The organism is Leisingera caerulea DSM 24564, assembly GCF_000473325.1.
In the GTDB taxonomy this organism is placed as follows: domain Bacteria; phylum Pseudomonadota; class Alphaproteobacteria; order Rhodobacterales; family Rhodobacteraceae; genus Leisingera; species Leisingera caerulea.
The window spans coordinates 32884-45512 of record NZ_KI421513.1; the positions used below are offsets into that span (position 1 = coordinate 32884).

General features: G+C 65.5%; 13 protein-coding genes. 4 read left to right on the forward strand and 9 right to left on the reverse strand.

All coding sequences use genetic code 11. The annotated features are described in order from the left end of the window. Positions 1-159 precede the first annotated feature (159 nt). The 3 genes from CAER_RS0107260 to CAER_RS0107270 all read left to right on the forward strand — a co-directional run bounded on the left by CAER_RS0107260 (position 160) and on the right by CAER_RS0107270 (position 2004). Entirely contained in the window at positions 160-597 is a 438-nt protein-coding gene (locus CAER_RS0107260; RefSeq protein WP_027234721.1) for an OB-fold nucleic acid binding domain-containing protein, read from the forward strand. A gap of 119 nt (positions 598-716) precedes the next feature. Further along, positions 717-1247 (forward strand): peptidoglycan-binding domain-containing protein, encoded by a 531-nt coding sequence (locus tag CAER_RS0107265; RefSeq protein ID WP_027234722.1) that lies wholly within the window; start codon positions 717-719, stop codon positions 1245-1247. A gap of 88 nt (positions 1248-1335) precedes the next feature. Further along, positions 1336-2004 (forward strand): Crp/Fnr family transcriptional regulator, encoded by a 669-nt coding sequence (locus tag CAER_RS0107270; protein ID WP_027234723.1) that lies wholly within the window; start codon positions 1336-1338, stop codon positions 2002-2004. A 374-nt stretch (positions 2005-2378) separates the two neighbouring features. Here the strand turns inward: CAER_RS0107270 and CAER_RS0107275 are convergent, their stop codons facing one another. The 6 genes from CAER_RS0107275 to rpiA all read right to left on the reverse strand — a co-directional run bounded on the left by CAER_RS0107275 (position 2379) and on the right by rpiA (position 8959). Beyond that, positions 2379-3827, reverse strand: coding sequence for a Do family serine endopeptidase (locus CAER_RS0107275; RefSeq protein ID WP_245597331.1), 1449 nt, complete (start codon positions 3825-3827; stop codon positions 2379-2381). Positions 3828-4118: 291 nt separating this feature from the next. After that, positions 4119-4313: a DUF2065 family protein gene (locus CAER_RS0107280; RefSeq protein WP_027234725.1), complete on the reverse strand. Its 195-nt coding sequence runs from the start codon at positions 4311-4313 to the stop codon at positions 4119-4121. Further along, positions 4313-5194, reverse strand: coding sequence for a protease modulator HflC (hflC, locus tag CAER_RS0107285; RefSeq protein WP_027234726.1), 882 nt, complete (start codon positions 5192-5194; stop codon positions 4313-4315). Before hflC ends, CAER_RS0107280 begins: the two co-directional genes overlap by 1 nt. Beyond that, positions 5194-6348, reverse strand: coding sequence for an FtsH protease activity modulator HflK (gene hflK / locus CAER_RS0107290; protein ID WP_027234727.1), 1155 nt, complete (start codon positions 6346-6348; stop codon positions 5194-5196). Before hflK ends, hflC begins: the two co-directional genes overlap by 1 nt. An 80-nt stretch (positions 6349-6428) precedes the next feature. Next, positions 6429-7784: a glutathione-disulfide reductase gene (gene gor / locus CAER_RS0107295; RefSeq protein WP_027234728.1), complete on the reverse strand. Its 1356-nt coding sequence runs from the start codon at positions 7782-7784 to the stop codon at positions 6429-6431. 386 nt (positions 7785-8170) lie between these two features. Next, positions 8171-8959 carry a ribose-5-phosphate isomerase RpiA gene (rpiA, locus tag CAER_RS0107300; RefSeq protein WP_027234729.1) on the reverse strand — a complete coding sequence of 263 codons (789 nt, stop codon included), beginning with the start codon at positions 8957-8959 and terminating at the stop codon, positions 8171-8173. Positions 8960-9099: 140 nt separating this feature from the next. Between rpiA and CAER_RS0107305 the strand changes: the two genes are divergently transcribed. After that, positions 9100-9876 (forward strand): methyltransferase domain-containing protein, encoded by a 777-nt coding sequence (locus CAER_RS0107305; protein ID WP_027234730.1) that lies wholly within the window; start codon positions 9100-9102, stop codon positions 9874-9876. Between the two features lie 121 nt (positions 9877-9997). Here the strand turns inward: CAER_RS0107305 and CAER_RS0107310 are convergent, their stop codons facing one another. From CAER_RS0107310 to CAER_RS0107320, 3 genes are read right to left on the reverse strand one after another with little or no spacing between them, the layout of a single operon-like run. Further along, positions 9998-10771 (reverse strand): alpha/beta fold hydrolase, encoded by a 774-nt coding sequence (locus tag CAER_RS0107310; RefSeq protein WP_027234731.1) that lies wholly within the window; start codon positions 10769-10771, stop codon positions 9998-10000. Then, on the reverse strand, positions 10771-12072 hold the full coding sequence (locus tag CAER_RS0107315; RefSeq protein WP_027234732.1) for a TRAP transporter large permease: 1302 nt from the start codon (positions 12070-12072) through the stop codon (positions 10771-10773). Before CAER_RS0107315 ends, CAER_RS0107310 begins: the two co-directional genes overlap by 1 nt. Next, positions 12072-12581, reverse strand: a complete 510-nt coding sequence (locus CAER_RS0107320; protein WP_027234733.1) for a TRAP transporter small permease — start codon at positions 12579-12581, stop codon at positions 12072-12074. The genes CAER_RS0107315 and CAER_RS0107320 overlap by 1 nt, the downstream gene beginning before the upstream one ends. Between the last annotated feature and the right edge of the window lie 48 nt (positions 12582-12629).

Consider the following 12629-nt stretch of genomic DNA (forward strand, 5'->3'; position numbering starts at 1 on the left):
TCTCTTCCCTTTTCCGGTACTCGGACGACTGTGTAGCCAAGCCCCTGCGCCGGTGCCAGCCCCAATTGCGACCCGGGTCTGCCGCTGCTGGACTTTCCGGCACAATGTTCTATATTTGTTCACTCTGGAAATTTCTCAACCACAGAGCCTGTTTGCCTCATGCCAGCCCCCTCTGCAGCCTCTTCCGCAGCCCCTGCCGCCGCGCAGGCCGGCCGCGCCCGGCCCTGGCCGCGCCCGCCTCATTGCCTGCCTGCCGCCCGCCTGCAGGAGCCGCCGGAAAATGCCCGCGTCACCGTCGCCGGCCTGGTGATCCTGCGCCAGCGCCCGGGCACCGCCAAGGGGGTCATTTTCGTCACGCTCGAGGATGAGACAGGCGTCGTCAACGTGATCGTCTGGCGCAAGATCTACGAGGCGTTCCGCCGCGCGGTGATCTCCGGGCGGCTGCTGCGCGTCACCGGGCGGCTGCAGCGGGCGCATGCGGTCACCCATGTGATTGCCGAAACGGTCGAGGACATCTCCCCCATGCTCGACCTCCTGCTGGCAGAGCAGGGCCGCCAGGGCGATCCGGCCTTTGCGGACGGCAGCGAACTGGGCTAGGCTGCCGCCAAAGCACAAGCGCCCGGCACCGCCCGCAGCGCTGACCGCAGGCACGCTTACATTAGGCACGCTTACATTAGGCACGCTGACAACAGCCACGCTGACAAAGGCATCCGGGCATGACGCCACCCCTCATCACGACCTGCCGGCGTCTCGCGCCCGCGCTGCTGCTGGCCGCCCTGGCGGCGCTGCCCGCCTGCGTTCCGCCGCCGCCCGGCGGCGATGTCACCCGCGCCGGGCGCTATGCCCCGCCCGGCGCGCCGCCCGGCACCTGCTGGAGCAAACACACCTCCCCCGCCGTGATCGAAACCGTCACCAGCCAGGTGCTGGCGGAACCGGCTCAGCTGGACAGCAGCGGCCAGGTCATCCGCCCAGCCATTTTCCGCACCGACACCCGCCAGCAGATCGTGCAGCCGCGGCAGGAGCGCTGGTTCGAGATCCCCTGCCCCGCCAGCATGACGCCTGAGTTCATCCGCACGGTTCAGCGCGCCCTGGCCGCCCGCGGGATCTACGACGGCCCCATTCACGGCCAGATGGACTCCGCCACCCGCACGGCGGTGCAGCGCTACCAGAAGCCGCTGGGGCTGGACAGCGGCACCCTGTCGCTGGACGCCGCCCGCAAGCTGGGGCTGGTCGCAGTGGCAGGCTGAACCACCCGGTTCAGTTCCCCGGTTCCCCGGCGGCCAAGCCTCTGCTAAGCTCCGCCGGACTGGGCTCCAGACGCAAAGAGACTTGGCCATGCTGACAACCCGCCTGCCGGATTCCGGCTTCCTCTCCGGCGCCTCGGGCCCGCTGCGCCGGATGCTGGAGAGCCAGGCCACAGAGGTGCGCCTGCGCCAGGGGGAAGTGCTGTTTGAACAAGGCGATGCGGGCGATGCGCTTTATGCCATTGCCGAAGGCGCGCTGGAGTTCTCGGTGCTCTCCGCTTCCGGCCGCAAGCTGTCGCTCGACATGATGCGCCCCGGCGCGGTGTTCGGCGAAATCACCCTCTTTGACCCGGGCGAGCGCACCGCCACCGCCATCGCCGCCGAGCCCAGCCGGGTGCTGCGCCTGCGCAGCGGCGACGTTCTGGCCCAGATCCGCCAGCACCCGGATCTGGCCGCCGACCTGTTGCGGCTGGCCGGGCAGCGGATGCGCTGGATGAACACCCAATTGAACGAGCAGGTCTTCCTGCCGATGCCGGTGCGGCTGGCGCGCAAGCTGCTGTATCTCGCACCCGAGGGGCGCGACGGACGGGTCGCCCTGTCACAGGCGGAACTGGCTGAATTTGTCGGCGCCACCCGCGAGGCGGTGTCCAAAACCCTGGCCGCCTGGAAGCGCAACGGGCTGGTCAGCATCAGCCGCGGCGGGGTGCAGATCCTCGACCGCACCGAACTGGCCGTGCTGGCGGAGCCGGATTCCATCTAACCCTGCCCGCGGCTGGCAGTTTTTGCGGATTTCAGCACTAAAATCCGCGCACTGTAATCCCGGTCACAGAAGCCCCGGCACTGAGGCAGCATAACCGTTTCATAGACAGCCATTATCCGTTCCATCCCAATGGCTGCCTGTCCAACAAGAGCCATGTGCCCGCCAGCACATGGCTCTTCCCTTTCCTGCCCTCCGTGCCCTCCGCGCCTGCCGCTGCCCGGCAACCGCCGCGCGCAAAAGTTTTCTGAAAACTTTTGCCTAAGACTTTTCAGAAAAGTCTTAGGCCCGGACCGCACAGCAAAGACCGGACAGCAAAAAGGCCGGGCAACCGCCCGGCCTTTCCGGCATAGCCTCAAGGCATCACGCGCCCCGGATCACTCCGCCAGGTTCAGCGCCACAAAACGCGGCTCGCCGCCGCGGCGCACCAGCAGCAGCAGTGACTTGCGGCCTGCCTCTTTGGCTTCCTCGACCCGCGCTTCCAGATCACTGATCGAGGTGACCTTCTGCTGGCCCGCCTCGGTGATCACATCGCCCGCGCGCAGGCCCTTCTCCCAGGCTTCCGACGTCTCATCCACCGACAGAATCGCCAGCCCCTCGACGTCTTCGCCGACATTCAGCTCGCTGCGCATCTGCTCCGTCAGAACACCAACCGACAGCCCCAGAAGCTCTTTCTCGGTGCTGCCCGGCGCATCGCCGCTGCCGTCCGGCTGGGACGACGGCCCGCGCTCCGCATCCTCGCGGCGGCCCAGGGTCACCCGCAGGGTTTCGGTCTTGCCTTCGCGGTAGACCACAACGCGCACGGTCTTGCCGACCTCGGCGTTGCCGACCTGACGCACCAGGCTGCGGGTGTCGCGCACATCGGCGCCATCAAAACTGACGATCACATCGCCGGCCAGAACGCCCGCCTCTTTCGCGGGGCCTTCCGGAACGTCGGTCACCAGCGCGCCGCGGGCCTTTTCCAGCCCGATCGCCTCAGCAAGGTCCGCATCCACATCCTGGATCTTCACACCCAGCCAGCCGCGGCGGGTCTCGCCGAATTCCTTCAGCTGCTCAACCACCCTGACCACCACGTTGGACGCCATCGAGAAGCCGATGCCGATGGAGCCGCCGGTGGGCGACAGGATCGCGGTATTCACCCCGACCACATCGCCGTCCATGTTGAACAGCGGTCCGCCGGAGTTGCCCCGGTTGATCGCTGCATCGGTCTGGATGTAATCGTCATAAGAGCCCGAAAGCTCGCGGTTGCGGGCCGAGACAATGCCCGCCGACAGCGAGAATCCCTGTCCCAGCGGGTTGCCCATCGCAACCACCCAGTCGCCAACGCGCGCAGTGTCGCTGTCGCCGAATTTGACAAACTTCAGCGGCGCCGGCGCCTTGACCTTCAAGAGCGCGATATCGGTGTTGGGATCGGTGCCGATCACCTCGGCCGGCAGCAGCTTCTTGGGCTGGCCTTCGCCGGGGAAGAACTCGATCTCGATCTCATCGGCGCCGTCGATCACATGGTTGTTGGTGACGATATAGCCGTCCTCGGAGATCACAAAGCCGGAGCCCAGCGCCGAGGAGCGGCGCGGCCGGTTGCCATTGCCGTTGCCGTTGCGGTCCTGGAACTCGCGGAAGAAATCCTCAAACGGCGAGCCCTCCGGCACGATGCCCTGCGGCCCGGTGCGCCCCTCCACCACGGTGGTGGTGGTGATGTTGACAACCGACGGGCTCACCCGCTCGGCCAGCGGCGCCAGGCTCTCGGGCCGGGCCATTGCGGTTACCGCCTGCATCAGCAGGACCGCCATGCTCAGCACTGCAAGCCAGATCAGGCGCATCGTCATGCCCCTGCTGCCTGCCTGGCCGGAAATTGCAATTGCCTGTGGCTGCACGGAACTACTCCTTGTCCTGTCTAATTCTTGTTCTCCCCCGGCCCGGCGCAAACACCAGACACGCCCGGGGGAGTCTTATGCACCCAATGTAGGAACTTCCGCCCCGCCCGCAACAAATGTTGCAAGGAATAAAGCGGCTGTGAGCCGGAAATCCGGCCGCAGCCGCGGGCGCAGGCCCTGATGGCGCCACCCTAGCAGGGAAAGTTTGAATTTCCGCTGAAATTCTGCGGGCGCCGCACTGCCTCAGAACCCAAGCAGGAAGGCCAGCCAGACCAGGATCAGCCCCAGTGCCAGCGCCGCCAGCCCGGCGTTGCGGCGCTGCTCCTCGCTCAGCATCCGCAGCATCTCCAGCAGCCGCTCCACAAGCGAAGGGGCCAGTGCGTACACCAGCCCCTCTGCAACCAGCACCAGCCCGAGAGCCAGCAGGACGAATCCCATTACTGCACCGCCGGCTTGCCGCCAGACGATTTCAGGTAGTTGAAGAAATCGGAATCCGGCGACAGCACCATCGAGGAGTTGCTCCCCTGCAGGGCGCCGACATAGGCGTTGAGGCTGCGGTAGAACTCAAAGAACTCCGGGTCCGCCCCATAAGCCGTGGCAAAAATCCCGTTCCGCTCGGCATCCGCTTCACCGCGGATCACCTCAGCCTCGCGTTCGGCTTCCGACACCAGCTCGACCTCGGTCCGGTCGGCCTGGGCGCGGACGCGCTGCGCCGCCTCTTCACCGCGGGCGATCTCATCCGCCGCTTCCCGCTCGCGCTCGGCGCGCATCCGGGCAAAGGTGGCTTCCAGGTTGGCCTGCGGCAGGTCGGTGCGCTTCAGCCGCACGTCGATCACCTCAAGACCCAGCTGGCGGGCCTGGGTGATCGCGCCGTTGCGGATCCGCAGCATCAGCGCGGCCCGGTCCGACGACAGGATGTCGTTGGAGCTGACAGAGCCCAGCACCTCGCGGGTTTGCGCCCGCATGATCTTGTCCAGGCGCGATTCCGCGGCACCGATGCCGCCGGCACCAACCGCCTGGCGGAAGGTATCCACATTGGCAATCCGGTAGCGCGAGAACGCATCCACGATCAGGCGGCGGTCATCCAGCGGGGTGACTTCCAGCGGGCCGACTTCCAGGCTCAGGATGCGGTCGTCGTAACGCACAACGTTGTCGATGACCGGCAGCTTGAACGCCAGGCCCGGCGTCTCCTTAACGTCGACCACCCGGCCAAAGCGCAGCACCAGCGCCTTTTCACGCTCGTCCACGATAAAGACCGCCGACAGCGCTGCAATGCCCAGAACCACAAGGATGGGCAGAAGAAGAGTAGATTTCCGCATCAGTTGCCCTCCTGCTGCTTGCGCAGCTCATTCAGCGGCAGATAGGGCACAACGGCCTGGCCGCCTTCGCCGGTGGTGTCATCCAGGATGATCTTGTCCACACCGCTCAGCACTTGCTCCATGGTCTCCAGGTACAGGCGTTTGCGGGTCACCTCAGGCGCCTTCTGGTATTCCTCCAGAACCGCGCTGAAGCGGCTCGCCTCACCCTGGGCTTCGTTCACCACCTGGGCGCGGTAGGCCTCGGCCTCTTCCAGCGTCTGCGCGGCCTGGCCGCGGGCGCCCGCCAGCTTGCGGTTGGCATAGGCATCGGCCTGTTTCTCAAGCCGGTCACGCTCCTGGCCTGCCGACTGCACTTCGCGGAAGGCGTCTTTCACCGGCTCTGGCGGGTCGGCGCCGTCAAAGTTCACCCGGACGATATTCACGCCGCTGTTGTAGCTGTCCAGCGTCAGCTGAATCAGTTCTTCCAGACGGGCGGTGATGGCGCCGCGGTCGCGGTTCAGGATCGGCGCCAGCTCGGACTGGGCGATGATCTCGCGCATGGCCGATTCCGACACTGCGTTGATGGTGGTGCGCGGGTCGCGCAGGTTGAACAGGAACTGGGCCGGATCGGAGATGTTCCAGACCACCTGGAAATCCACGTCGATGATGTTTTCATCGCCGGTCAGCATCAGACCGGCCTCGCCGCCGCGCGAACCGGCGCCGATGTTCTCGGTCTGCTCGACCCGCACCGGGATCACCTCATAGGTGACCAGCGGCCAGGGGGCAAAGTTCAGGCCCGGCTGGCCGGTGTCCGAATACTCGCCCAGGAACAGTTCAACCGACTGCTCTTCCGGCTTGACGGTATAAATGCTGGCAAAGCCCCACAGAACCGCAGCGGCAACAGCCGCCAGGCCCAGCGTGCCTTTGGTGAACAGCGGCGCGCCGCCGCCCGGGCCGCCGCGTCCGCCGCGGCCGCCGCCCTTGCCGCCGCGCCCGCCCATCAGCACGCGCAGCTGCTCCTGGCCTTTCTTCACCAGCTCGTCGATTTCGGGGATCTGAGGCTCATCCGGCTTGCGGCCGCCGCCGCCATTGTTGCCGCCGTTGTTGCCCCGGTTGCCTCCTCCGCCGCCGGAGGAGCCGCCGCCCCCCCATGGGCCACCGCTATTGCCCGCCATTTGTCTCCTATCCGTTTGCTGCCGCCCGTGATCCTTCACGATGGGCGGCATGTGGTGTCAGTTATTGCCGGCGCCGCGTCTTATCTCGAGCGCACCGGAGTCTTCAGCGTTACCAACTCTTCCGACATTGTCGGGTGCACCGCAACCGTGCGGTCGAAATCTTCCTTGGTCGCGCCCATCTTTACGGCGATTCCCGCCAGTTGGATCATCTCTCCCGCACCAGGTGCGACGATATGGCAGCCCAGCACCTTGCGGGTTTCCTTGCTGACGATCAGCTTCATCAGCACCCGCTGCGCCCGTCCGGCAAAGCTTTGCTGCATCGGCTTGAAGGACGTCGCGTAGACCTCGACCGGTTCGCGCTCGCCGGCCTCTTCCTCGCTCAGCCCGATGGTGCCCATCTCCGGCTGGGTGAAAATCGCCGTCGGGATCAGCTCATGGTCGGGGCTGGTCGGGTTGCCCTTGAACACGGTCTCGACAAAAGCCATCGCCTCGCGGATCGCCACCGGCGTCAGGGCCACCCGGTCGGTCACATCACCGATCGCATAGACCGACGGCACCGAGGTCTGGCTGTACTCGTCAACGACGATTTCGCCGTTGCGGCCGCGCTCCACGCCGATCTCTTCCAGGCCCAGGTTGTCCGCATTCGGGTTGCGGCCGGTGGCATACATAACCTTGTCGAACAGGCGCTCCTGCCCGTTGGTCGATTTGACCCGGATCTTGTCCCCGTCCTGGCGCATCTCCAGCACGTTGGTGCCCAGATGCACATCAACGCCCGCCTGGCACATCTCCTCAGAGATCAGCCCGCGCGCCTCGTCGTCAAAGCCGCGCAGGATCTGCGCACCGCGGTAGTACTGGGTGGTCTTAACGCCCAGCCCGTTCATGATACCCGCAAACTCGCAGGCGATATAGCCGCCGCCGACGATCAGCAGGCTTTCGGGCAGCTTGTCCAGGGTGAACATCTCGTTCGAGGTGACCGCCAGCTCGCAGCCCGGGAAGTCCGGCACAGACGGCCAGCCGCCGGTGGCGATCAGGATATGCTTGGCGGTCTTGCGGGTGCCGTCGGCCAGTTCCACCGTGTGGGCATCGGCCAGCTTGGCGCGCTGGTCAAAGCTTTCGACCCCGTTGTTCTTGAGGATATTGCGGTAGACGCCTTCCAGCCGGTCCAGTTCGGCGTGCAGCTTGCCCCTGAAGGTATCCCAGTTGAAACCGCCGGGCTGGATGTCCCAGCCATAGGCCTGGGCGTCCTCCACCATGCCTGCGTATTCAGAGGCAAACACCATCAGCTTCTTCGGCACGCAGCCGCGGATCACGCAAGTGCCGCCGTAGCGGTCTTCCTCTGCCAGCGCCACCTTGGCGCCTTCCTGCGCCGCCACGCGGGCTGCCCGCACCCCGCCGGAGCCGCCGCCGATGACAAACAGATCATAATCAAAGCTCATGAATATCCGCCCTTTGCATGTCTTGTGCTGGTATCCCACAACGGAGCACCAAACGCCATATGCCCAAGTGGGCGTTATTGCGCCGCTTTCAACCTTTTGGCGCGGATTCACGCGGGGTTGTGAACGGGATGGCCGCGGACCGGCAGGCCGCGGACGGCGCCAATCCCCTGCGCCAAGTCCGCCGAACCCGCAGAAGACGGAATCCGGCGCGAATTCCGACCTGAAATCCTGGGAGGATTTCGGTCCCGTTTCAGCCGGCCGCCTTCAATTCACCCGCCCCCGGTTTCCGCGCCGGAAACCGGGCCGGACTCCTTGCAGGAATTCGGCTTGCAGCGCGGTGGCCTTGCCCCTGAAACTGCAGGGCGCAACCTTGCTGCCCCGTCAGCTCAGTCCTGCAGGTCGGTGAACAGGTTGTCGTTCTCGACGAAATCCAGCTTGTCCTTCTCGACGGTGCCTTCGTTGATGTCGCGCACCTCGACCCGGCCGTCGCCATAGCCGATCACCACGGTGTCGCAGATGTCGATGAACAGCCCGTTCTCGATCACCCCGGGGATCTGGTTCAGCACCAGCGCCAGCTGGCGGGCGTTGCCGATGCGGTTCAGGTGCAGGTCGAGGATATAGTTCCCCTCATCCGTCACAAACGGCGCATCGCCGTTCATCCGCAGCGTGGTGCTGCGGCCCATCACGTCCATCGAAACCAGGGTTTCCTCGATCAGCGCCTGGCTGCTCTGCCAGCCAAAGCGCAGCACCTCCACCGGCAGCGGGAAGGCGCCCAGCGTCTCGACCGATTTGCTGGCGTCCGCAATCACCACCATCTGATCCGAGGCCGTGGCGACGATCTTCTCCTGCAGATGCGCGCCGCCGCCGCCCTTGATCAGGTTCAGGTCGGCATCGAACTCATCGGCGCCGTCAATGGTCATATCCAGCCACTTGGCCTCATCCAGCGACACCACGTTGATGCCCACATCGCGGGCCAGCGCGGCGGTGCGCGACGAGGTCGGCACGGCGGTGATCTTCAGCCCGTCCTTCTGCACCATCTCGCCCAGGCAGCGCACCAGCCAGGCCGCGGTGGAGCCGGTGCCCAGGCCGACCCGCATCCCGTCCTCCACCATTTCGGCCGCCCGCTTGGCAGCTACGAATTTCGCCTTGTCGATGGGCGACAGTTCTCCGGTCATGTGTTCGGCTCCGTGAAACGCGTTTGCGGCGGTTATAGGCAGTTTGCCGCCCGTGTGCGAGAGGGGTTTTGCAGCGGCGCCCCCAACAGTGGAAATCCCGGCATTTCGCACTAGTCCTCAAGGCCTGACGGAGGGACATGATGCTGCAATTCGACGAGGAAACCGCCCGCGTGCTGGAAGACGCCTACCGGGGCGCGGATATTTCGCGGCGGCGGCGCGCCAGCTTCGACGCGCTGGCGCCGCAGCCGGGCGACCGCATCCTGGATCTCGGCTGCGGCAACGGCCTGCTGACCGAGGAACTCGCGCGCGCCGTCGGCCCCGCGGGCCATGTGGCCGGGCTGGACGCCAGCCCCGACATGCTCGCCGCCGCCCGCCAGCGGCTGCAGGGGCGGGACAACACCACGCTGACGCAAAGCGATGCCGCCAGCCTGCTGTTTGAGCCGGAAAGCTTCGACAAGGCGGTGTCGGTGCAGGTGTTCGAATACATCACCAGCCGCCGCCCGGTGCTGCGCGCGCTTCACAAAGTGCTGAAGCCCGGCAGCCGCCTGGTGATCGGCGACATTCACTTCGATACATTTGCCTGGCACAGCGACAACCGCGCCCGGATGCAGCGGTTTCTGGAGATCTGGGACAATCACCTGGCCGAACGTGCGGTGCCCGCGCGGCTGCCCGAGGAGCTGCAGGACTGCGGTTTTGCGCCGGAAGCGATGCAGCCTGTCACGATCTGCGACACCAGCCTGCGGCCCGACGGCATGGCGGCCATGATGATCCGCCTGATCCGCGCCTATGCGGTGCAGACCGAAGCCACCGACGAAGACGACGCCGCCGCCTGGGCGCAGGAGCAGGAAGAACTGGCGGCAGAGGGCCGGTTCTTCTTCTCGCTCACCCATTTCGTCTGCACCGCCCGGCGGCAGTAGCGGGCAAATGCGCTTGTCAAAACCGGACAGGAACACGGATGTACCGGCTTACGCCCTTACAGAAAGCGGATAGGCAGAACAGGTTTTCCCGAACCAGCAAGCATCGCTGCAACTCCGATGGTTACGCGTTGTCACCGCAGCCTTCCTGCAGGAAGTCCCGGATCAGGGAGTGGAACAGGGCCGGTTTTTCCAAGTGCACCGCATGGGCGGCACCGGGCACCACTGACAGGCGCACGTTGGGCAGGTTGGTCCACAGCGACTCCACCTGGGGCCAGCGGTAAGAGCGGTCGGAATCGCCCCAGACCACCAGCGTCGGCATGGTCAGCCGCGGCAGCGCCTGCCGCCCGTCCCAGCTTGCCATTGCCCCAAGCGCAGCCAGCGCGGCCTGCGGGCTGGCCTGGGCGCCGACCTCTGTCAGCAGCGGGTAGCCGCGCGCCTTGGTGCCTGATTTGAACCAGGTTGCCCCGATGCGCGCGATGGTTTCTGCCACGCCGTCGGCCAGCAGCCGTTCGCGGGAGACGGTGATGGGTTCGAACCGGTCCGGCATCAGGCCCAGCGGGCCGGTTCCATAGAGGATCAGCTTCTGCACCGCCGCGGGCCGGGCGGCGGCCATTTCCTGAGCAATCATGCCGCCCATGGAATGGCCCATGAGGATGAACTCCGGAACCTTCAGGCTGTCGAGAAGGGTGAGGACCGCCTCTGCCATTGCGGCGATGGTGCTGCAACCGGGCAGGCCGGCGGCGGCGCCAAACCCTGGAAGGTTGGGCGCGATGACATCGTACTCGCCGCTGAAGGCATCGATCTCGCTTTGCCACTGGGCAGCACCGCCCAGATAGCCGTGCACCAGCACCAGAACCGGGCCGGAGCCGGCACGCAGATAGGGGAGGTCCGGCATCAGCGCATCTGCTCCGGCAGCCACAGCGCCACGTCGGGCGACAGGATGAGAATGGAGATGAGCAGGATCATCGCAGCGATAAAGGGCAAACAGCCCATGATCACGTCGCCGATGCTCACCTGTTCGCGGCCGATGGCCTGAATGACATAGAGGTTCAGGCCCACCGGCGGGGTCAGCACCGCAATTTCCATGGTGATGGTGTAGACAACCCCGAACCAGATCAGATCAAAGCCGGCGGCATCCATCAGCGGGTAGATGGTCGGCAGCGTGATAAAGGTCATCGACACCGGTTCCAGGAACATGCCGAGAAGGATGTAGAACACAAGCACGATGGCCAGGACGGTATAGGGCGACAGCTCAAACGACAGGAACAGGTCGGTGAACTGCTGCGGCACCCGGTAATAGGTCAGCACAAAGCCGAACAGCACGCCGGCCGACAGCAGCAGCCCGAGATAGCCCATGGTACGCATGGTGGCAAAGATGGCGCCCTTGAAGCCCTGCCAGTTCAGGCCGCCGACCCAGAAGGCCAGCACCACGGTCAGGAGCGCGGCAACGGCGGCGGCCTCGGTCGGGGTGGCGATGCCCGCATAGATCGCGACAGTGATCACCAGGCCGATCAGGATGACAGGGCCGATGGTGCTGAGGATCATCTTCAGCGGCATCTTCGCGGCGTCTTCGCTGCCGGGGATGTCCTCAGGCTTCATCATGCCCCAGACCAGCACCACCACCACAAAGCTGGAGACCAGGATCAGCCCGGGAATGACGCCCGCAATGAATAAATCTCCAATGCTCTGGTCGGTCACGATGCCGTAGAACAGCAGGATCAGGCTGGGCGGGATCAGCACCGACAGGGTGCCGCCTGCGGCCAGCACGCCGCTGGACAGGCGCTTGCCGTAACCCAGCCGCAGCATTTCCGGCAGCGCGACACCGCCGATGGTGAGCGCCCCCACCATCGAGGAGCCGCAGACTGCACCGAAGCCGGCGCTGGCGCCGATGGAACCATAGGCGGCAGACCCCTTGATCCGGACGCCCTGGTGCAGGAACTGGTAGAGGTTGGGGCCGATGCTGGAGCGCCCTATCAGTTCGCCCAGGAAGACGAACAGCGGCACCGCCAGCAGGATGTAGTCGATCCAGACACCCCAGAGCTTCAGCTCAGACGAGACAATGGAGGTTTCCCAGCCCTGGATCTGCCAGAGAAACGGCAGCGACGCTGCCGCCAGGGCAAAGGGGATAGGCAGGCCGATGGTGATGAACATCATCAGCAGGCCCAGCAGGCCGAGGCCGACAGTATACCATTCCATTAGAGGTCTCCCGACGGGGCCGGTGTGCGGATCAGGCGGATCAGACGCAGCGCGGCATAAAGTGAGAACAGCACCAGCGCCGCCGCGCCGGGGGCCCAGAACGCATAGCGGGGCCAGTGCAGGATTTCGGAGGCAACGCCCGAGTTGAACGAGCGGATCGTGGCGCTGACCCCGGCATAGGAAAAGAAGCTGCCGACACCCAGCATCAGGATGTGGTTCACGATATCCAGAGCCCGGCGGGCGCCGGGGCGGAGCAGCTCCGTGATCATCGTGACCTTGGGAAAGGCGTCTTCGCGCAGCGCGTAGGCAAGGCCGGCAAAGGCGACCGGAAACAGCAGCAGGGCCGTGGCTTCGGTCACCATCCGGTCGGGTTTTCCCAGGCCGTAGCGCACGAAGACACCGTAAGAGATCCACAGCATCTGAACCAGAACCACAGCGGCGCCCGCTCCGGCCAGCCAGACGACTGCACGTTCCACGGCCCGGATCAGGCGGTCTAAACCGTCATCCATGACAGGGCTCCTTGTTGGAGGTGTACAGATCCCGGCGGCGGGCAAGGT